A 19,421-nucleotide genomic window follows, 5' to 3' on the forward strand; every position below is an offset into this window, starting at 1 on the left:
TCACCTGGAGTCGCAATGACGATCCGGCACACGCGACGGGTGTTCCTTACCGCCGCCACCTCGGTGGCGGTCGTTCTGGCCGCCACGGCCTGTGGCAGCCCGCAGGACACCGCATCCGGCGGCGGCGACGCCGCCGCCCCGGTCAAGGTCGGTCTGGTCTACTCCCAGTCCGGGCCGCTCGCCAGCTACGGCAAGCAGTACATCGAGGGCTTCAAGGCCGGCCTCGACTTCGCCACCAAGGGCACCGGCAAGGTCGGTGACCGCACGATCGAGGTGACCGAGGCCGACGACGCGGGCGACCCGGCCAAGGCCGTGTCCGCCGCGAAGGACCTGATCGGCAAGGGTACGAAGATCATCGCCGGGTCCACCTCCTCCGGGGTGGCGCTCCAGGTCGCGCCGATCGCCGCGCAGAACAAGGTGCTGTTCATCTCCGGCCCGGCCGCCACGGACGCGGTGACCGGCGCGAACAAGTACACGTTCCGCTCCGGCCGGCAGTCGTGGCAGGACGTGGTGACCGCCCGTTCGTTCATCGGCGACGCGGGCGGCAAGAAGGTCGTGGTGTTCGCGCAGGACGGCGCGTTCGGCGACGCCAACGAGGCCGCCGTCAAGGCCGTCATCGGCGGCGCGGGCGCGAACGTGAGCAGCGTGCGGGCACCGGCGAGCGCCACCGAGTTCACGCCGTTCGCCAGCCAGATCAAGGCCGCCAAGCCGGACCTGCTCTTCGTCGCCTGGGCCGGCACCACCGCGGGCGCCATGTGGCAGACGCTCGACCAGCAGGGCGTCCTCGCCTCCACCACCGTCGTCACCGGCCTGGACATCCGGGCCTCGTGGCCGACGTTCGGCGCGGCCGGCAGCAAGATCTCGTTCCTGTCGCACTACTTCGACGGCGCGAGCGACACCGAGGCCGCCAAGGCCGCGAAGGCGAAGGTGCCGGGCGGCACGCTCGACCTGTTCCACCCGGACGGGTTCGCCGCCGCGCAGATGGTCGTCCGGGCCGTGCAGGAGGGCGGCGACGACGTGGAGAAGATGGTGAAGGCGCTGGAGGGCTGGGAGTTCGAGGGCGTCAAGGGCACCATGAAGATCCGCGCCGAGGACCACGCCCTGCTCCAGCCGATGTACCAGGCGAAGCTCTCCGGCAGCGGCACCACCTTCACGGCGACCGCGCAGAAGTCGCTCACCGGTGACGAGAGCGCGCCGCCGGTCGCGCAGATGAAGGGCTGACCGATGCTCGCCACCCGCGGTCTGACCTGGCGGATCGGTGAGGTCGCCATCGTCGACTCCGTCTACCTCGATCTGGCGCCGGGGGAGTTCCTCGGCGTGATCGGGCCCAACGGCGCCGGCAAGACCTCCCTGTTCAACCTGATCACCGGCCTGCGCCGGCCCACCGAGGGCACGGTCCTGCTGGACGGCGCGGACATCACCGCGCTTGCGCCGCACCGGCGTGCCCGGCTCGGACTGGGGCGTACCTTCCAGGCGTCCTCGGTCTTCGGCTCGCTCAGCGTGCGGGAGAACGTCCGGCTCGCCGTACAGGCACACCGGGGTGGCTCGATGAAGCTGTGGCGGCGGGCGGCGGCCGACCGGGAGGTGGCCGCCGCCGCCGACGCGGCGCTCGACCGGGTCGGCCTGCACCACAGGGGTACGGCGCTCGCCGGCACCCTGGCCCACGGCGAGAAGCGCAAGCTGGAGATCGCGCTGCTGCTCGCCGGTGAACCCCGGGTGATGCTGCTGGACGAGCCGATGGCCGGGGTGAGCGCCGAGGACGTGCCCGAGCTGGTCAGCGTGATCAAGTCGCTGACCGGGGACAGCGGCCGGGCGGTGCTCATGGTGGAACACCACATGGACGTGATCCTGGAGCTGGCCGACCGGATCGCCGTGATGCACCACGGCGCGCTGCTGGCGTGCGACACCCCGGAGACGGTGATGGCGAACGCCACAGTGCAGGAGGCGTACCTGGGGGAGGCGCTCTGATGGCGGAACCTGTCCTGTCCGTGGTGGACCTGTCCGTGCGGATCGCCGGGCTGCACATCCTCCAGGGCGTGTCGTTCGAGGTCGCGCCGACCGGCGTGACGGTGCTGCTCGGGCGCAACGGCGTCGGCAAGACCACCACGCTGCGCGCGATCGTCGGGCTGACGCCGCGCGGCGGCGAGGTGCGCGGCAGCGTACGCATGGGGGCGCGCAGCCTGCTCGCCCGCCCCACCCACCGGCTGGTCCGTGACGGTCTCGGCTACGTGCCGGAGGACCGCTGCGTCTTCGCCGGGCTCACCGTCGCGGAGAACCTGCGGCTGGCCGAACGGCGCGGTGTCGCGCCCGCGTACGACAAGGTCTTCTCGCTCTTCCCGGAGCTGGAGCGGCGCGGACGGCAACGGGCCGGCTCGCTGTCCGGCGGGCAGCAGCAGATGCTCGCGATCGGCCGGGTGCTGCTCAACGACAACCGGCTGCTGCTCGTCGACGAGCCGACGAAAGGGCTGGCGCCGAAGGTGGTGACCGAAGTGGCCGAGGTGCTGGAACGGGTCGCGGAATCCGTGCCGGTGCTGCTGGTCGAGCAGAACCTGGCGGTGGTACGGCGGCTGGCGACCGACGCGGTGGTGCTCTCCGCCGGCAAGGTCGCCTGGACCGGTGACGCCGCGGAGTTGCTGCTGGAGACCGCGTTGACGAAGTCGTTGCTCGGTGTGGGTTCTGGTTCCGGGGAGGTGCACGCGTGAACACCGTGGTCCTGCTGACGCTGACCGGGCTGGGCCTGGCGGCGCTCTACTTCCTCGTCGCCTCCGGCCTGTCGCTGGTGTTCGGCCTCGCCGACGTGCTCAACTTCGCGCACGGGCTGTTCCTCGGCGTGGGCGCGTACGCGACGTGGTGGGCCTCGGGCAACCTGCCCGGCGCCGGACCGGACGGGTTCGGCTTCGTGCTCGCCGTCGTCTTCGGCGTGCTGGCCGGTTCGCTCGTCGCGGTGCTGGTGGAGCTGGTGCTGATCCGGCCGCTCTACTCCCGCACCATCGAGCAGGTGCTCGTCACCGTCGGCCTGTCGCTCGCCGGGGTGGCGCTGCTCCAGGCCACCTGGGGCGCCGACCCGCGACCGTTCCCGCGCCCGGAGTGGAGCCGGAACGTGACGTCGGTGCTCGGCGCGCAGGTGCCGAACGCCGGGCTGCTGCTGATCGTCGCCGCCGCTGTGGTGCTCGGCGCGTTGCTGGCGTTCCTGCGCTGGACCCGGTACGGCCTGATCATCCGGGCCGGCGTGGAGAACCGGGAGATGGTGACGGCGCTCGGCATCGACGTGCGCAAGGCGTTCACGCTGGTCTTCGCGATCGGCGGGGCCGCCGCCGCGCTGGCCGGCGCGCTCGGCGGCGTCTACTTCGGCACCGTCTCGCCGGGGCAGGGCGGCTCACTGCTGATCTTCGCGTTCATCGTGGTGGTGATCGGCGGGATGGGCTCGGTGGTCGGGTCCGCGTACGCGGCGGTCGCGGTGGGGCTGCTGCAACAGTTCGTCAACTACTACGGCACGTCCGGGCTGGGCGACCTGTGCGTGGTCGGTCTGCTCGCCGTGGTGCTGCTGCTGCGTCCGCAGGGCCTGGCCGGAAAGGTGGCTCACGCATGACCAACTCGGTGGTCGACGCGCCTCCGGCGCAGGTGCCCGACGAACTGACCCCCGGGCGTTCCCGCTGGCACGGCCTGCGTCCGTACCTGCCGTTGGTGGCCCTGGTGGTGGCGGCGATCCTGCCGTACTCGACGCTGAACCTGCCCGGGATCTTCGAGGGGCCGCTGAACTCGCCGGGCACGCTGCAACTGCTCGCCATCTGCCTGGTGTTCGGCGGGCTCGCGGCCGGATACGACCTGCTGTTCGGGCGTACCGGGATGCTCTCCTTCGGCCACGCCCTCTACTTCGCCGCCGGGGTGTACGGCACCGACATCCTGGTCACCAAGGCCGGGCTGCCGCTGTGGCAGGCCGCCGTGCTCACGGTGATCGGCGGGACCACGCTCGCCGCGCTGCTCGGCGCGGTGGCGCTGCGCACCGTCGGTATCGCGTTCGCCATGGTGACGCTGGCGTTCGCGCAGGTCGGGGCGATCCTGGTGGCCCGCGACTTCGGCGGCCTCACCGGTGGCGAGGAGGGCCTGCCGCTGGACGTGTCGGGGCTGCCGGCTGCCTTGGTGGGCGTCACCAACACGGTGAACCTGTACTGGCTGGCGCTGGCGTACCTGGCCATAGTGGTCCTGGTCGTGCACCGGGTCAGCGCCTCGCCGACCGGGCGGGTGCTGGCCGGGCTGCGCGACGACGAGCGGCGGATCGGGGTGCTCGGGCTCGACCCGTACCGGTTCAAGCTGGTCGCGTTCACGCTCGCGGGCGGGCTCGCGTCGGCCGGTGGGGTGGTCTACGTGCTGATCGTCGGCGGCGCCAGCCCGCACATCACCTCGTCGGAGCTGACGCTGTCGCTGCTGGTCATGGTGGTGCTCGGTGGCCCCGGTACGCGATGGGGGCCGGTGCTGGGCGGCGTCCTGTACATGTACCTGGACCACCGGCTCACCGCGTTCGGCAGCAGCGACGCGGTGAATGGCCTGCCCGCGTTCCTCAGTCACCCGCTGAGCCAGCCGTTGTTCGTCCTGGGCACGGTGTTCATCCTGGCCGTCTACTTCTTCCCCGGCGGCCTGGCCAGCCTGCGCTCCCGCGTGACCCCCCTCCTGAAGGCCCTCCACCGCCCCCGCTGACCTCCGGCCCCCTCCCTCCACCCCGTTGATCAAGGAGTTTGTGTCCTGATTTCGCGGTTAGGATGACGCAAACTCCTTGATCAACGGGGAGAGCGGGGACAGCGGGAAGGGGAGCGGTCATGGGGGAGCGGCGGCTTGCCGTGGTCAGTGGGGGTGGGACCGGGATCGGGGCTGCCGTGGCGCGGGGGCTCGTCGGGGACGGATTCGACGTTCTCGTGGTGGGGCGGCGGGGGGACGTGCTCGACGCCGCCGCGCGGCGGATCTCTGACGAGAGCGGGCGGGACGGGGCGGTCACGGCCGTCGTCGCCGACCTGACCGATCCGGGGCAGGTCGGCGCGGTCGTGGACGCGGTCGGGGAACGCGCCGTGGACGCCGTCGTCAACAACGCCGGTGGATTCCTGGGCGGGTCCACCGACTCGCTCGACGGGGTGGCGGACTGGTGGCGGGCCAACCTGGACGCCAACGTGCTCACCGCCGTACTGCTCACCGAGGCGCTGCTGCCCGCCCTGCGCCGCCCCGGCGGCCGGGTTGTCCTGCTCAGCTCGATCGCCGCGCAGCGCGGCGGCGGCGGGCCGTACTCGGCCGCGAAGGCCGCGCTGCACGGCTGGGCGTACGACCTGGCCGCCCAGCTCGGCCCGGACCAGATCACCGTCAACGTGGTCAGCCCTGGCTACGTGGCCGAGACCGAGTTCTTCGGCGACCGGATGACGCCCGAGGGGCACGCCAAGCGCGTCGCCGCCACGCTCGTCGGCCGGGCCGGTGTGCCGGACGACATCGCGGCGGCCGTCAGCTACCTGGTCGGCCCGTCCGCCGGGTACGTCACCGGGCAGGTGCTCGGCGTCAACGGCGGTTCCGTACTCGGCCGCTGACAAGAGGTCACCCGCCGCCCGGTCCGCTCCTGGTGTCTGCCACCCCTGGTAGAAATGCCGGATGAGCCAGGATCGGACGGCCGTACGGGAACGCGCCGAAGCGGTGCTGCGGCGGCTGGCGGGTGACCACGCCCGGCTGCGCGAGGACCAGTGGCGGGCCATCGAGGCGCTCGTGATCGACCGGCGGCGGGTGCTCTGCGTGCAGCGCACCGGCTGGGGCAAGTCGGCCGTCTACTTCGTGGCGACCGCGCTGCTGCGCGAGGGCAACCGGCACGGGCCGACGGTGATCGTCTCGCCGCTGCTGGCGCTGATGCGCAACCAGGTCGAGTCGGCCGCCCGCGCCGGCATCCGGGCCCGCACCATCAACTCGGCGAACCTGGACGAGTGGGACGAGATCACCGCCGAGATCCACGCCGGTGCGGTCGACGTGCTGCTGATCAGCCCGGAGCGGCTGAACAACCCGGACTTCCGCGACGGCGTACTGCCGAAGCTCGCCGCCACCACCGGGCTGCTGGTGGTGGACGAGGCGCACTGCGTCTCCGACTGGGGGCACGACTTCCGCCCCGACTACCGGCGGCTGCGCACGTTCCTGGCCAACCTGCCCGAGCGCACGCCGGTGCTCGCCACCACCGCCACCGCCAACGCCCGGGTCACGCAGGACGTGGCCGAGCAACTGGGTGACGCGCTGGTGCTGCGGGGCACGCTCGACCGGGAGTCGCTGCGCCTGGGCGTACTCGATCTGCCGACCCCGGCGCACCGCCTGGCCTGGCTGGCCGACCACCTGGACCGGCTCCCCGGCTCGGGGATCATTTACACGCTCACCGTCGCGGCGGCCACCGAGACGGCCGACTTCCTGCGCGGCCGGGGCTGGTCGGTCGCCTCCTACACCGGGCAGGCCGAGGACGCCGACCGGCGGGCCGCCGAACAGGACCTGTTGGACAACAAGATCAAGGCGCTGGTCGCCACCAGCGCCCTCGGCATGGGCTTCGACAAGCCCGACCTCGGCTTCGTGGTGCACCTGGGCGCGCCGCCGTCGCCGATCGCCTACTACCAGCAGGTCGGCCGCGCGGGCCGGGCCGTCGAGCACGCCGAGGTGCTGCTCCTGCCCGGCGTGGAGGACGCGGCCATCTGGCGGTACTTCGCCTCGCTCGCCTTCCCGCCCGAGGAACAGGTCCGCGCCGTGCTGGCCGCGCTGGACACCGAGCGGCCGATCTCCACCCAGGCCCTCGAACCGGTGGTCGACCTGCGCCGGGCCCGGCTGGAGCTGATGCTCAAGGTGCTCGACGTGGACGGCGCGGTCCGCCGGGTGCGCGGCGGCTGGCTCGCCACCGGCGAGCCGTGGGTCTACGACGAGGCCCGGTTGCGGCGCGTCGCCGACGCGCGCGCCGCCGAGCAGCGGGCCATGCGGGAGTACGCCTCGACGTCCGGCTGCCGCATGCGCTACCTGCGGGAAGGGCTGGACGACACCGGGGCGGCCGACTGCGGGCGGTGCGACAACTGCGCCGGCCCGTTGTTCGAGGCAGCCGTCTCCGACGAGGCGCTGACCGCCGCGCAGACGTTCCTCGGGCGCCCCGGCGTCGCGATCCCGCCCAAGAAGCTCTGGCCGACCGGGTTGGACGCGGTCGGCGTACCCCTGAAGGGCCGCATCCCCCCGGCGGAGCAGGCGCTGCCCGGCCGGGCCGTGGGACGCCTCTCCGACCTGGGGTGGGGCGGGCGGCTGCGCGGGCTGGTCGGGCCGGAGGCGCCCGACGGCCCGGTGCCCGACGACGTGGTGGCGGCCGTGGTCGAGGTGCTGAAGGCGTGGGCGCACGGCGACGACCCGTGGCCCCGGCGGCCGGTGGGCGTGGTGGCGGTCGGCTCGCGGACGCGACCGCTGCTGGTGGGCTCGCTGGCCGAGCGGATCGCCGCCGTGGGCCGGCTGCCGCTGCTCGGCCACGTCGTCCCGGCCGGTCCGTCCGGCGGCGGCGGGCCGCGCGGCAACAGCGCCCAGCGGGTACGCACGCTGCACGACGCCTTCCGCCTGCCGGACGAGCTGGCCGACGCGCTGCCGGGGCTGGACGGGCCGGTGCTGCTGGTGGACGACCTGGTCGACTCGGGCTGGACCATGGCCATGGTGGCGCGGCTGCTGCGCCGGGCCGGCGCGCCGGACGTGCTGCCGCTGGCGCTCGCGGTGGCCGCCTGACCCGTCGCGTCCGCGTGACAGGTCCCGGCCGTCGAAAAAGTTCCCGGCGCGGCCGGAATGCGAGCGTCGCCACCGTCGGCGGACCGTCGGCGGAGCCGCAGGTGACCGGCGGTACCGTGGGGTCATGACCGAGCAGCTACCCGTCGTCCAGACGTACGCCGTGACCGGGATGACCTGCGAACACTGCGTCCGGGCGGTGACCGAGGAGCTGTCCGCGCTGCCCGGCGTCGAGGAGGTCCGGATCGATCTGGCCGGTGGCACCGCCACCGTCACCAGTGACGCCCCGCTCGCGGTCGAGTCGGTCCGTGCCGCCGTGGACGAGGCGGGTTACGAGCTGGTCGGCGGCGGTGCCTGAGTCGTCGTCCGGCACGTCCGGCACCGGCGTCGTCCCCGACGACGCCGTGGCCGGCGCGACACCGCCCCGCGCCGGGGTGGCCGCGGGCGGCCCGGTCGCGGTGGATCGGGAGACGCTGCGGTTGGCCCTGGTGGTGGGCGGGCTCGTGCTCGCCGTGCTGCTCGGCTTCGGGCTCGGCCGGATGAACGCGCCCGCCGACCCGGCGCGGCCCGCAGCCACGGCGAGCGGGGCCACCACGGGCGACGGCGGCATGCACGCCCACGCGCCTGGCACCGGCGCTCACTCCCACGACGGCGCCACCGTCACCCAGGGCGGCGGCGACGGCGCGGCCGGGCTGTCGATGACCTCGGCCGGTTACACGCTGGTCCCGTCGAACGCCGAGCTGACCGCCGGCCGCGCCGGTGAGCTGCGCTTCCAGATCCGCGACGACAAGCGCCGCGCGGTCACCCGGTTCGCCGTGGTGCACGACAAGCCGATGCATGTGATCGTGGTGCGCCGTGACCTGAGCGGTTACCTGCACCTGCACCCCACGATGGCCGCCGACGGCACCTGGTCGGTGCCGCTCGGGCCGATCGAGGCGGGCTCCTGGCGGATGTACGCGGACTTCACCGCCGTCGCCGACGACGGTGGACAGGTCGCCGTGGTGCTCGGCGCCGACCTGGCCGCGCCCGGCGCGTACCGGCCCCGGCCGTTGCCCGCCGCCGCGACGTCGGCCACCGTCGACGGGTTCACCGCCGCGTACACGGGCACCCCGGAGGTGGGACGCTCGGTGCCGCTGCGGTTCCGGATCACCGGCGCGGACGGCGCGGCAGCGCCGCTTCAGCCGTACCTCGGCGCGTTCGGGCACCTGGTCGCGCTGCGCGAGGGCGACCTCGGTTACCTGCACGTACACCCGGAGCCGGTGCGCGACGGCGACGAGGTGACGTTCTGGCTGACCGCGCCGGGGCCGGGCAACTACCGGATGTTCCTGGACTTCCAGGTCGGCGGCGTGGTGCGGACCGCCGAGTTCACGCTGACGGTGGCCTGAGCCCTCGGTCAGCCGGCGCGGCGGACCGGGCGGCGGGCCAGGTAGCGGAGCAGATCACGGATGTGGTGCTTCTCCTCGGCGGGCACGCTCGGGTCGGCCAGCCGGTCCAGGATCACCCGCACGTCGGCCTCCACCGGACCCTCCTCGGCACCTCGGCGGCGCGGCACCGGCCCGGCGTCGGGCAGGCCCAGCGCGCGGAACGCGGCCGCCACGGGCAGGTCGAGAGCGGCGCAGAAGCCGCGCACCTTGGCGAGTTCGGGGTAGTCCTGCCAGTCGCCGGCCAGCCAGCGGAACACCGTCGAGCGGCCGACTCCGGTGTGGGTGGCCAGATCGGTGACCGTCCAGCCGCGTTCCTCGCGCGCGTCGTCGATGGCCCGGCGTACGAAGCGCGCGAAGGCCATCTGCGGCGAAACGTCTGCCGAACCCATCCCTGTCGGATCTGCCCCTCCCGCCGGTGGCCCGGCTCTGCCGATCGAGCCTAGTACGCCGGGGCGCAGAAGTAACTGACTGATCGGTCCGGAGATCTCGTCGGCGGGACTCGGTGAATGCGGAAGCTTGCTTCGGGTAATGCGCTTCGGGTAATAGGCTGAGTGAACCCTGAGAATCGATGGAGGAGAAGCATGGCCGAGCCGGACCGTCCCGTACCGCATCGCCCCGGCGCGGTGAGCCTCTTCTTCGTGGCCAAGGCCGCGTTGTTCGCTCTCGGCTTCTGGATCTGGCTGCTGGTGCTGGCGGTACGCGGTGGCGAGGCGACCGGCGTACACCTGATCGCCGCGACCGGCGCGATCTGCACCACGCTGGCCTCGGTCGTGTTGGGAGCGCGGATGGCGTTGCAGCGCAACGCCGCCCTCCGGCATGCCGAGCTGAAGCGGATGCTCGTGGACATCTCGTGGAACGCCTTCGCCGCCGCCGGCAACGCCGAGCAGTTCGGCGGGAAGGTGGTGCCGTTCCCGACCGCGGCCGAGGACGGCGAGCGGCCCGCCAACCGTGGTGAGCGCGTGTCTGTGCTGGACCGGGGCGATCGCAACCGGGGCGACCGGGGGCGGTAGCGCGCCCCTCAGGCCCGCTCCGCCAGCAGCGTCTCCAGCCGGGGCGTCACGCCCCACTGGCCGACCAGGTCGCGATACTCGGCGCGCTGCCCGTCGGTCGGCGCTCCGGCCGTCCGGCGTGCCCGGATGAGCAGGTTGCGCGGCGTGTGCTGGGAGTCGATGAACTCCACCACCTCGGCGCGGTACCCGTGCAGGCGCAGCAGACCGGCCCGCAGCGCGTCGGTCAGCACGTCGGCGAACCGCTCCCGGAGGATGCCCTGCCGGGTCAGCAGCTCGTACGGTCCCGGCGCCGGGCGGGCCCGGAGCTGGGCGGCCAGGTCGTGGTGGCAGCAGGGCGCGGCGAGCACCCAGCGGGCGTCCCAGCGCACCGCCCGGGCCAGCGCCTCGTCGGTGGCGGTGTCGCAGGCGTGCAGCGCGAGCACCAGGTCCGGCGCCGGTTCGACGGGCGCCTCGGCGATGGTGCCGGCCACGAAGCTGACCCGGTCGGCCCAGCCCAGCCGCTCGGCCAGCTCGGTGTTGCGGCGGCGCTGGTCCTCGCGTACGTCCACGCCGACGAGTGTCACGTCCAGGCCGCGCCGCAGCAGGTAGCGGTAGGCGGCGAAGGTCAGGTACGCGTTGCCGCAGCCCAGGTCCACCACCCGCAGCGCGCCGGTGAGGTCGTCGGGCAGCGTCGCGGCCAGCGCGCGCAGGAACGCGTCGACCTGCCGGCGTTTGGCCGCCGAGCCGCCGATCTCCTTGAAGAGGGGATCACCCGGGTCGAGCAGCCACTCCTTGGCCCGGTCGTGCCGCTCCGGCTCGCCGGCGGTACGGCTGGCCGCCGCGCGGTGCACCTGCGCCTCACCGGACTTCGTCACCCGGAGCTGGATCGTGGCGTCGGCGGTCTCGACATGCCAGTTGCCGAACGGCTCGGCGAGCAGTTCGTCCACCGCGGCGTCGGCCTCGGCTCCCGGCGCCACGTTGCGGGTGTGCGGCCGTGACCCGTCCGAGGTGGCGATCTGCAACCGGGGGCCGCTCTTGAGCGCGACCGGGCGCAGTTCCGCGCGTACCACCGAGGGACGCTGCCCACGACGCCGCCCGGCGGCCACCGCCCGGGTCAGCCCCGGCGCGAGCAGCAGCGTCCGTACCTCGGCGAGCGCCGATTCCAGCGCTTCCGGCATCCCTACCTACCTCTCCAGTTCTCCACCCACCCCACCGACCTGGTTGATCATGAGGTTGGCCGTACGTGAGCACGGCGTGTCGCGCCGTCAACTTCATGATCACCGCGTGGGTCCGGCGGTCGTGGGACGGGGACGGCCTCCGGGACCGGGGTCCGGGAGGCCGTTTCCGTTGGTGTTCGTCAGTCGGCGTTGCTGGCTTCGGCGGGCGCGCCGGTGCTGCCGCTGCGGCGGCGACGACGGCGACGCGGCTTGCTCGCCGTCTCACCCTCCGCGGCCTGCGGTGCGGCGGGGGCCTCGGTCGAGCCCTCGGTGCTGATCACCGCGGTCGGCTCGCCGGCCACCGTCTCGCCGGCCCGGCGACGCCGCCGCCGACGCGGCGTACGGGTCGCCTCGCCGTCCCCGGCCTCGGCCTGCCCGGCGGGCGCGTCCCCGCCGTCGCTGGTACGGCCCCGACCGCGGTCACCACGGTCACGGTCGCCGCGCTCGCGGCCCCGGCTGTCACCCCGACGCGCGCCCCGGCGTGCCCGGCCGCCGCCACCCAGGTCCTCCTCGACCTCGGCGGACAGCCCGGCGCGGGTGCGCTCGGCGGTCGGCAGCGTGCCGCTGACGTCGGTGGGGATGGCCAGGTCGGTGTAGAGGTGCGCGGAGGTGTGGTACGTCTCCGGCGGCTCGGGCATGTCCAGCCCGAGCGTCTTGTCGATGATCCGCCAGCGGGGCATGTCGTCCCAGTCGACGAACGTCACCGCGACACCGGTGGCCCCGGCCCGGCCGGTACGGCCGATGCGGTGGGTGTAGGTGTCCTGGTCCTCGGGGCAGTCGTAGTTGATCACGTGCGTGACGCCGGTGACGTCGATGCCCCGGGCCGCCACGTCGGTCGCGACCAGCGTGTCGATCTTGCCGGCGCGGAACGCCCGCAGCGCCCGCTCGCGCGCGCCCTGGCCGAGGTCGCCGTGTACGGCGGCCACGGCGAAGCCGCGGAAGTCGAGATCCTCGGCGACCCGGTCGGCGGCCCGCTTGGTCCGGGTGAAGATCATGGTCAGGCCACGGCCCTCCGCCTGGAGGATGCGCGCCACGATCTCGACCTTGTTCAGCGAGTGCGTGCGGTACGCGAGCTGCGTGGTCTGCGGCGACGGGCCGGTCTCGGCGGTGTGCCCGGCGTGGATCGTCACCGGCCGGCGCAGGAACCGCCGCGACAGCGCGACGATCGGGTCCGGCATGGTGGCCGAGAACAGCATGGTCTGCCGGTCCTCCGGCAGCATCGCCAGGATCTTCTCGACGTCGTCCAGGAAGCCCAGGTCGAGCATGCGGTCGGCCTCGTCGAGGACGAGCGCGCGGACCCGGTCGAGCCGCAGGTGCTTCTGCTTCTGCAGGTCCAGCAGGCGGCCGGGGGTGCCGACCAGGATCTCGACGCCCCTGCGCAGCGCCTCGATCTGCGGCTCGTACGCCACGCCGCCGTAGATCGGCAGCACCCGGACGCCCCGGGTGCGACCGGCGGCGTCGAGGTCCTTGGCGACCTGGATGCCCAGCTCACGGGTGGGTACGACGACGAGCGCCTGCGGGACGCCGTCGCTGCCCTCGGACGGGGCGAACACGCGCTCCAGCAGCGGGATGCCGAAGCCGAGCGTCTTGCCGGTGCCGGTGGGAGCCTGCCCGATCAGGTCGACGCCGCGCAGCGCGATCGGCAGCGCGTACTCCTGGATGGCGAAGGCGCGGGTGATGCCGGCGGCGGCCAGCGCCTCGACGGTTTCCTGCCGCGCGCCGAGCGCGGCGAACGTGGGTGCCTCCGGCGGGACCGGAGCGGTGGGGGCCAGTGGCTGGCCGGAAATCTGGTCGCTCATGTGGATGTGGGGGTGCCCTCTCGTGGTGCGCCCCTCATGTCCTCAGGGCGCGTTCGGTGTGTGGCGCGGGCCACGCGGTCGGGGGCGAATCGCCGAGCCGGACCGGGCCGCACGCGCGTCGGGGACCGGTCTTGATCAGCGAAGCTGACCGAATCGGTGCCCACGGCAACTGTCTCATCCTACCTGAACGGCCCCTGAGTCGTCCCGATTCCCAGGTGGTGGCCGTGCGCGCGGGGCGGCTCGATGTGACTTGAGTCACAGCGTTGGCGCCGGTAGCCTGCGCTCGTGGCCGCCCCCGACCCCGCCGCGACCGGCTCTGCCGCCGCCGGTCCCACCGCCCCCGATCCCGCCGCGATCGACCTGTTCGGGCTCGTCGCGTACGGCGAACTGCTCGCCTTCGACCGCCTCGCCGCCGACGCCCGCCTCGCGCCCGACCTGGGCCGCCGCGCCGCGCTCAGCGAGATGGCCGCCGCGGAGATCGCCCACTATCGCTGGCTGACCGACCGCCTCGCCGCGTGGGGCGTCACCCCGGAGGAGGCGATGGTCCCCTACGTCGAGGCGCTGCGGGCGTACCACGACTCGACCGAGCCGCGGGACTGGGCGGAGGCGGTGACGAAGGCGTACGTGGGCGACGCGATCACCGACGACTTCCTGCGCGGGATCGCCGACGGCCTGGACGGGCCGGAGCGGACGCTGCTGCTCGACGTGCTGCACGACTCCCGGTACGCCGAGTTCGCCGCGGCCGAGATCCGGGCCGCGATCGAGGCCGATCCCCGGGCCGCGGGCCGGCTCTCCATGTGGGCCCGGCGGCTGCTCGGGGAGGCGCTGTCCCAGGCCGGCCGGGTCGCCGCCGCCGACCGGGGCGCGCTCAGCGCGTTGATCGGCCGGACCGGTGGGGACGTGCCGGGGCTGCTGCGCCGGCTGACCGAGGCGCACACCGCGCGGATGACGGCGGTCGGGCTGAACAACTGAGCCGCCGTGGCGGGAGGCCCGCCACGGCGGCCGGCGCCGCGGGAATCAGCGAACGGTGAACCCGACCGCGCGAGGCGACGCCTCGGCGATCTCGACGTAGGCGACCTTGCCGACCGGCACGATCACGCGCCGGCCCTTCTCGTCGGTCAGGGAGAGCGTGCCCTCGCTCCTGGCGAAGGCGTCGGTCACGATCTGCTCGATCTCGGCCGGCGACTGCGCGCTTTCCAGGACCAGCTCCCGCGGCGCGTACTGCACGCCGATCTTGACCTCCACTGTGCCTCCTCAACTGGGGCGAAAAAGCCACCGTGGGAAGGCTATCCGATCCGGCGGCCCGATGTTCAGGCTGACTCACCTTGCAGCGGGAAGCTGGCGATGCCCCGCCAGGACAGGGCCGCGACCAGCGCCTCGGCCTCCGCCTTGGGCACCTGACGGCCGCCGGCGAGCCAGAACTGGGCGGCCGTCTCGGCGGCGCCGACCAGGCCCGATGCGAGCAGCTCGGCATGCGACCGGCTGACGCCGGTGTCCGAGATGATCGTGTCGGTGATGGCCGCGATGCAGCCCTGCTCGACCCGCTCCACCCGCTGCCGCACCGCCGGGTCGTTGCGCAGGTCGGACTCGAAGACCAGCCGGAACGCCTCGCTCTCGTGGTCGACGAAGTCGAAGTACGCGCGGACCGCGGCGCTGACCCGTTCCTTGTTGTCGCTGGTGCTGCTCATGGCGCCCTGCACGTTTGCCACTATCGCGTCACAGTGCGTGTCCAGCAGCGCCAGGTAGAGCTCCATCTTCCCGGGGAAGTGTTGGTAGAGCACCGGCTTGGAGACCCCGGCCCGCTCGGCGATGTCGTCCATCGCGGCGGCGTGGTAGCCCTGCGCGACGAACACCTCCTGAGCAGCGGCGAGCAGCTGCTTACGGCGTGCCGAGCGGGGCAGGCGGGTGGGCCGACCGGCGGTCTGTGCACCGTTCCCCACTGCGGTCATGGGAACCTCCGAGTATCTGCGTACGAGCCGGCACGTATCACCCGAACCGGTGCGGGTTCGTGAACCCGTCGCGGAATTGGCCCGCCGCTGTAACTTATCGCCACTGTCACCACACGGTAGCCTCAGCGGGGGCGACCAAGGAGCGCGCGGTGAGTGAAACAGGGCAACCCGGAGCCGCCACCCCGGGAGAGCACGGCGACGGGACGGGCCGGCAGGACGAACCCGCCCGTACCGGCGGCGGTTGGGCGCCCCCGCCGAACGGCTGGTCCCGTGGTGCTCCGGCGCCCGGCGGCTGGCCCTACGGCGATCTCGGCGGCTGGGCCGCCTCCTCGCCCCGGCACGGTGACCTGCCGGCTCCGCTACCCGGCCGACCGGAGCCGGGACCGGTGAACGGCCGCCACGTCAACGGCGTGCACCACGCCGGGGAGGAGTCGCGCGTGACCCGCCAGGCGCCGGTCAGTGCCCCGCCGGCGGACGAACCGCCCCGGCAGAGCGACGGCGAGCGGCTGGCCGTACCGGCCCCGCGACCGGCGCCCCCGGCCGAGCAGCAGGTGAACCCGGCCGACGCCGCCGGCTCCCGGCACGCCGCCGACGACCCGGCCGCCGCGCCCCGCTGGGCCGAGAGCGGCCCCGCCTCCGCGCCCCCGGCCCTGCAGGTGCCGCCGGTCGGCGCCGCCGCATCCGGCTTCGAGGTGCCACCGGGCTTCCACGCGCCGAACACCGAGTCCACCCCGTCGCTCTCCCGTGGCTGGGCCGACCGGGCCGCCGGCGAGCCGTCCGCCGACCCGGCCGGCCGTTCCGCGCAGCCCGTGGGCGACGTCCGCCCGCCGGACGGACCGGCGGGCGCCGCCGGGCCCCGGGCCGCCGCCGACTCCCGGGAGCCCGCCGCGGACGACCCGGGCGCCGGTGAACCCGACTGGTCCGGACCGTCCTGGAACCGCCCGAGCTGGGGCGACGGCTGGGCCCCGCCGTGGGCCCGCACCGACGAGCCGGCGGCGCGCCGCGCCGCCGAGCCCGCCGACCGGCGCGAGCGGGAGGACGACACCGCCGGCCGCCGCGCCGCCCGCGACGACCGCTCGGCCCATGACGACCGTGCCAGCCACGACGACCGTGTCAGCCACGACGACCGCGCGGCCCACGACGACCGTGCCAGCCATGACGACCGCGCGGGCTGGGACGACCGGGCGGGCTGGGACGACCGGCCGGCCCGCGACGAGCGCGCGGCCGAGTGGGCGCCCGAGCCGGTGCGGCCGTACATGCCGGCCCGCGTCGAGCCGCCGTCCGGCTACGAGCCGCCCCGGCCCGAGCCGGTACGGCCGTACGAGCCGCTGCGCGCCGAGCCGGCCGCCGGACCGGAACCGACCCGGCCGTACGAGCCGGAACCGCCGCGTCAGTACGAGTCCGAGCCGGGCACCGGTCCGGAGCCGGCGCGTGAGGCGACCCGGCCGTTCCGGCTGGCCCGGGGCGACGGCGAGCCGCCGCACGGGTACGAGCGACCCTCGTGGGCCGGGCCGCCGGTGCCGGTCCCGCCGGTGAACCCGGCCACCGGTCCCGAGCCGGCGAGCGCCCCACCCGCCCCGGCCGGCGGGTACACGCCGACGTTCCCCGGCTACCCCTCCGCGCCCGCCGGGCCGCCGCCTGCCGCCGCGCCCGTCGCCAACCCCGCGACCCGGGCCACCGGTGAGACCGCCGACGATCCCCGGCAGCCGCCGGCCGCCCCTGCCCGGCCGATCTCCGGAGTCCCGGCGCAGCCGGCCTCCGGCCTCCCGGCACAGCCGATCTCGGGCGTGCCGGCCCGGCCGACGTCCGGCGTCCCGGCCGGGCCGATCTCCGGTGTGCCGGCGCGGCCGATCTCCGGCGTCCCCGCCACGAGCGGTGCGGCGCACACCGACCGCACCTCCGCGCCCCAGCCGGCGAGCGCGCCCCCCTACGCCGCCCGCCGGTCCGCGCCGGAACCCGTGCCGGCCGCCGACGCGGCCACCGAGCCCCGACCGGAGGAACCGGCCCCAGTGGTGCTGCCGCAGCGCGTCCCCGCCGAGCCGGACGTGCCAGTCGTGCCGGAGCCGCCCGCAGTGGAACCGTCCGCCGAGACCCCCGAACTCGCCCGCATCGCCACCCACCTGCGCCGGGACGACGAACCCGCGCCGCTGCGTGAGCGCCCGGAGGGCTTCGACGTCAACGCGATCCTGGACGCGGTCCGCGAGGTGGCCGGCGTACGCGACGCGGCGCTGCGCCGTACCCCGGCCGGCGCGCACAGCCTCCGGCTCGACCTGGCCGACGGCGCGGACCCGGCAGAGGTCAGCCGCCTGGTGGCCCGGCTGCTCCAGGAACGGATGGGCCTGGCGGCGGCGCCGCAGAACCTGCCCGGCGCGCCGGTCGTGCCGCCGCCGGCCCCACTGCGCCGCCGATCGGCCCGGCTGGACCGGGCCGGTGAGGCACGGGCGGGCGAGGGCCGTTCACCCGGGCCGATTCACGCCCGCGCCCTGCCGGACGAGACGCGGACGGCGGTGCCCGCGCCCCGCAACGGTGACGAGCCCGGACCGGCCGGGGACGAGACGCCGACGCGTACCGGTGTGGTGCGCCCGGCCGCGAACCGCTCCGGTGAAGGGCGGTTCGGCGGCACGGACCGCGCCGCGCGTCCGGCCGACGCCCCGGCCGAGGGCGACGAGCCGCCGCGCCGCCGCCGGCAGGCCACCCACCGGGGCCGGGCCGCTGTCGACGAGACGTCGCTGGCCGCCGCGCCGACCGGCATGTCCACCGGCAGCCCGGTGACGCTCGGCACCTCGTACTCCGGTGGGCAGATGACCACGACGGAGACCGCGCCGTCGCGACCGCTCGACACCGGCGGCGCGCCCGGGCCCCGGGTGGTCATCGAGCACGTCCTGGTGAGCACGTTCGGCCTGGACGCCACCACTGAGGTCCGCCTGATCGCGGGCGACCGGACCGCCGAGGGCCACGCGACCGGGCCGGCCGTCGACGGGTACGTGCTGCGGCTGTGCGCGGTGGCGGCGGCCGCGGCGGTGGACGAGTTGCTCGGCCGGGGCGTCCCGGCCGGTGAGCACGGCCGGTGCTTCGTGGAGCACGCCGCCGTGGTGCCGTTCGGCAACTGCGAGGTGGCGACGGTTGTCGTGCTGCTGGTCTGCGACGGCTGGGTGGAGCAACTGGCCGGGTCGGCCCTGGTCGCCGGGGATCCCCGGCAGGCGGTCGTGCGGGCCACGCTGGCGGCGGTGAACCGGCGGCTGGAGGCGCTGCTCGCCTGAACGGTGTGCGGTACGGCGCGCGCGGGGAAGACTGGAGACATGAAACGCGCCGCACTCTGGCCGGAGCACAGCCTCCCCGCGCACGAGGTCCCGCCGCCCTGGCCCGGCCGGCACGTCCGGCTCGACGGCACGCTCGTGCACGTCCGGGACACCCCGGCGACCGGGCCCGGCGCGGAACCGGCGCTGTACGTGCACGGACTCGGCGGGTCCGCGCAGAACTGGACCGACCTGGCCGGCCTGCTCGCCGGCCGGCTCGACGGCCAGGCGGTCGACCTGCCCGGCTTCGGGCGCAGCGAGCCCGGACCGCGCTACACCATCCCGGCCTTCGCCGACCGGGTGATCCGCTGGATCGAGCACACCGACCGGGGGCCGGTACACCTGTTCGGCAACTCGCTCGGCGGCGCGATCTCGGTCCGGGTGGCGGCGCTGCGGCCGGACCTGGTCCGCACGCTCACCCTGATCTCGCCGGCCCTGCCGTTCCTGGACTTCCGGCGTTCGTTGCAGGGGCGGATGCTTCCGCTGCTGGCGATCCCCCGTGGTGAGCGGCTGGCCGCCTGGCGACTGGCCCAGTTCACGCCCGAGGTGGCGGCGCAGCAGGTTATGGAGGCGTGCGTCGCGGATCTGACCCGGATCAGCGAGCAGCGCCGGCAGGAGGCGATCGACGAGATCCGGGTCCGGTACGAGGCAGCGCACCACGCCGCCGCGTACGTGCGTACCTTCCGGGGACTGGTCGGCAGTTTCCTGCGCTCGTACCTGCCGGGGGAGGGCGCGCTGTGGCGGCAGGCGGCGGCGGTGCGGGCGCCCACGCTGGTGGTGGGCGGAAGGCAGGACCGCCTGGTCGACGTCCGGGTGGCGCCGCAGGCGGCCCGCGTGATCCCGGACAGCCGGCTGCTGATGCTCGACGGCGTCGGGCACGTGGCGCAGTTGGAGGTCCCGCGGACGGTGGCGCGGGCGGTGCTGGGGCTGCTCGGCGAGCCGTCGTCGCCGGACGCCGGTGCGGGGGAGAGCGGAACGGGGCGCGACATGGCAGGCTGAGCCGG

The 19,421-nt window shown here is 74.6% G+C and carries 18 protein-coding genes; 13 read left to right on the plus strand and 5 right to left on the minus strand.

What is annotated here, in order from left to right:
- Positions 1 to 15 precede the first annotated feature (15 nt).
- The 9 genes from KBX43_RS26165 (at position 16) to KBX43_RS26205 (ending at position 9,128) form a co-directional block, all read left to right on the plus strand.
- Complete coding sequence (locus KBX43_RS26165) at positions 16 to 1,221, plus strand: substrate-binding domain-containing protein (protein WP_043328150.1); 1,206 nt, start codon at positions 16 to 18, stop codon at positions 1,219 to 1,221.
- Positions 1,222 to 1,224: 3 nt separating this feature from the next.
- A complete protein-coding gene (locus KBX43_RS26170) occupies positions 1,225 to 1,968 on the plus strand; it encodes an ABC transporter ATP-binding protein (protein ID WP_043328151.1) in 744 nt (247 codons plus the stop codon).
- Positions 1,968 to 2,702: an ABC transporter ATP-binding protein gene (locus tag KBX43_RS26175; RefSeq protein WP_210887618.1), complete on the plus strand. Its 735-nt coding sequence runs from the start codon at positions 1,968 to 1,970 to the stop codon at positions 2,700 to 2,702. Before KBX43_RS26170 ends, KBX43_RS26175 begins: the two co-directional genes overlap by 1 nt.
- Complete coding sequence (locus KBX43_RS26180; protein WP_043328154.1) at positions 2,699 to 3,589, plus strand: branched-chain amino acid ABC transporter permease; 891 nt, start codon at positions 2,699 to 2,701, stop codon at positions 3,587 to 3,589. Before KBX43_RS26175 ends, KBX43_RS26180 begins: the two co-directional genes overlap by 4 nt.
- A complete protein-coding gene (locus KBX43_RS26185) occupies positions 3,586 to 4,695 on the plus strand; it encodes a branched-chain amino acid ABC transporter permease (RefSeq protein ID WP_210887621.1) in 1,110 nt (369 codons plus the stop codon). The genes KBX43_RS26180 and KBX43_RS26185 overlap by 4 nt, the downstream gene beginning before the upstream one ends.
- Positions 4,696 to 4,814: 119 nt before the next feature.
- Positions 4,815 to 5,564 (plus strand): SDR family NAD(P)-dependent oxidoreductase, encoded by a 750-nt coding sequence (locus KBX43_RS26190; RefSeq protein WP_069088021.1) that lies wholly within the window; start codon positions 4,815 to 4,817, stop codon positions 5,562 to 5,564.
- Between the two features lie 61 nt (positions 5,565 to 5,625).
- On the plus strand, positions 5,626 to 7,746 hold the full coding sequence (locus tag KBX43_RS26195; RefSeq protein WP_210887625.1) for a RecQ family ATP-dependent DNA helicase: 2,121 nt from the start codon (positions 5,626 to 5,628) through the stop codon (positions 7,744 to 7,746).
- Positions 7,747 to 7,870: 124 nt separating this feature from the next.
- Positions 7,871 to 8,101, plus strand: a complete 231-nt coding sequence (locus KBX43_RS26200; RefSeq protein ID WP_043328162.1) for a heavy-metal-associated domain-containing protein — start codon at positions 7,871 to 7,873, stop codon at positions 8,099 to 8,101.
- Entirely contained in the window at positions 8,094 to 9,128 is a 1,035-nt protein-coding gene (locus KBX43_RS26205; protein ID WP_210887628.1) for a hypothetical protein, read from the plus strand. Before KBX43_RS26200 ends, KBX43_RS26205 begins: the two co-directional genes overlap by 8 nt.
- Positions 9,129 to 9,136: 8 nt before the next feature.
- Here the strand turns inward: KBX43_RS26205 and KBX43_RS26210 are convergent, their stop codons facing one another.
- Positions 9,137 to 9,556, minus strand: a complete 420-nt coding sequence (locus KBX43_RS26210) for a helix-turn-helix domain-containing protein (RefSeq protein WP_043328166.1) — start codon at positions 9,554 to 9,556, stop codon at positions 9,137 to 9,139.
- Positions 9,557 to 9,748: 192 nt separating this feature from the next.
- Here KBX43_RS26210 and KBX43_RS26215 point away from each other — a divergent pair, with 192 nt between their 5' ends.
- Positions 9,749 to 10,177 carry a hypothetical protein gene (locus tag KBX43_RS26215; RefSeq protein WP_113973475.1) on the plus strand — a complete coding sequence of 143 codons (429 nt, stop codon included), beginning with the start codon at positions 9,749 to 9,751 and terminating at the stop codon, positions 10,175 to 10,177.
- Positions 10,178 to 10,185: 8 nt separating this feature from the next.
- Here KBX43_RS26215 and KBX43_RS26220 read toward each other — a convergent pair whose 3' ends face one another.
- Positions 10,186 to 11,334 (minus strand): SAM-dependent methyltransferase, encoded by a 1,149-nt coding sequence (locus KBX43_RS26220; RefSeq protein ID WP_210887631.1) that lies wholly within the window; start codon positions 11,332 to 11,334, stop codon positions 10,186 to 10,188.
- Positions 11,335 to 11,513: 179 nt separating this feature from the next.
- Entirely contained in the window at positions 11,514 to 13,172 is a 1,659-nt protein-coding gene (locus tag KBX43_RS26225; protein ID WP_043328172.1) for a DEAD/DEAH box helicase, read from the minus strand.
- Between the two features lie 285 nt (positions 13,173 to 13,457).
- Here KBX43_RS26225 and KBX43_RS26230 point away from each other — a divergent pair, with 285 nt between their 5' ends.
- Positions 13,458 to 14,144, plus strand: a complete 687-nt coding sequence (locus KBX43_RS26230) for a ferritin-like fold-containing protein (RefSeq protein WP_043328173.1) — start codon at positions 13,458 to 13,460, stop codon at positions 14,142 to 14,144.
- A gap of 45 nt (positions 14,145 to 14,189) precedes the next feature.
- On the opposite strand, the gene KBX43_RS26235 is transcribed toward KBX43_RS26230, so the two are convergent.
- Both KBX43_RS26235 and KBX43_RS26240 read right to left on the minus strand, forming a co-directional pair.
- On the minus strand, positions 14,190 to 14,417 hold the full coding sequence (locus KBX43_RS26235) for a DUF3107 domain-containing protein (protein WP_030502928.1): 228 nt from the start codon (positions 14,415 to 14,417) through the stop codon (positions 14,190 to 14,192).
- Positions 14,418 to 14,482: 65 nt separating this feature from the next.
- Positions 14,483 to 15,121 (minus strand): TetR/AcrR family transcriptional regulator, encoded by a 639-nt coding sequence (locus KBX43_RS26240; protein ID WP_030502929.1) that lies wholly within the window; start codon positions 15,119 to 15,121, stop codon positions 14,483 to 14,485.
- A gap of 149 nt (positions 15,122 to 15,270) precedes the next feature.
- On the opposite strand from KBX43_RS26240, the gene KBX43_RS32155 reads away from it, so the two are divergent.
- Positions 15,271 to 18,381: a hypothetical protein gene (locus KBX43_RS32155; RefSeq protein WP_210887633.1), complete on the plus strand. Its 3,111-nt coding sequence runs from the start codon at positions 15,271 to 15,273 to the stop codon at positions 18,379 to 18,381.
- A 39-nt stretch (positions 18,382 to 18,420) separates the two neighbouring features.
- Positions 18,421 to 19,416, plus strand: coding sequence for an alpha/beta fold hydrolase (locus tag KBX43_RS26250; RefSeq protein ID WP_187694503.1), 996 nt, complete (start codon positions 18,421 to 18,423; stop codon positions 19,414 to 19,416).
- Positions 19,417 to 19,421 lie beyond the last annotated feature (5 nt).

The organism is Micromonospora sp. C41 (assembly GCF_018070485.1).
Lineage (GTDB): Bacteria > Actinomycetota > Actinomycetes > Mycobacteriales > Micromonosporaceae > Micromonospora > Micromonospora chalcea.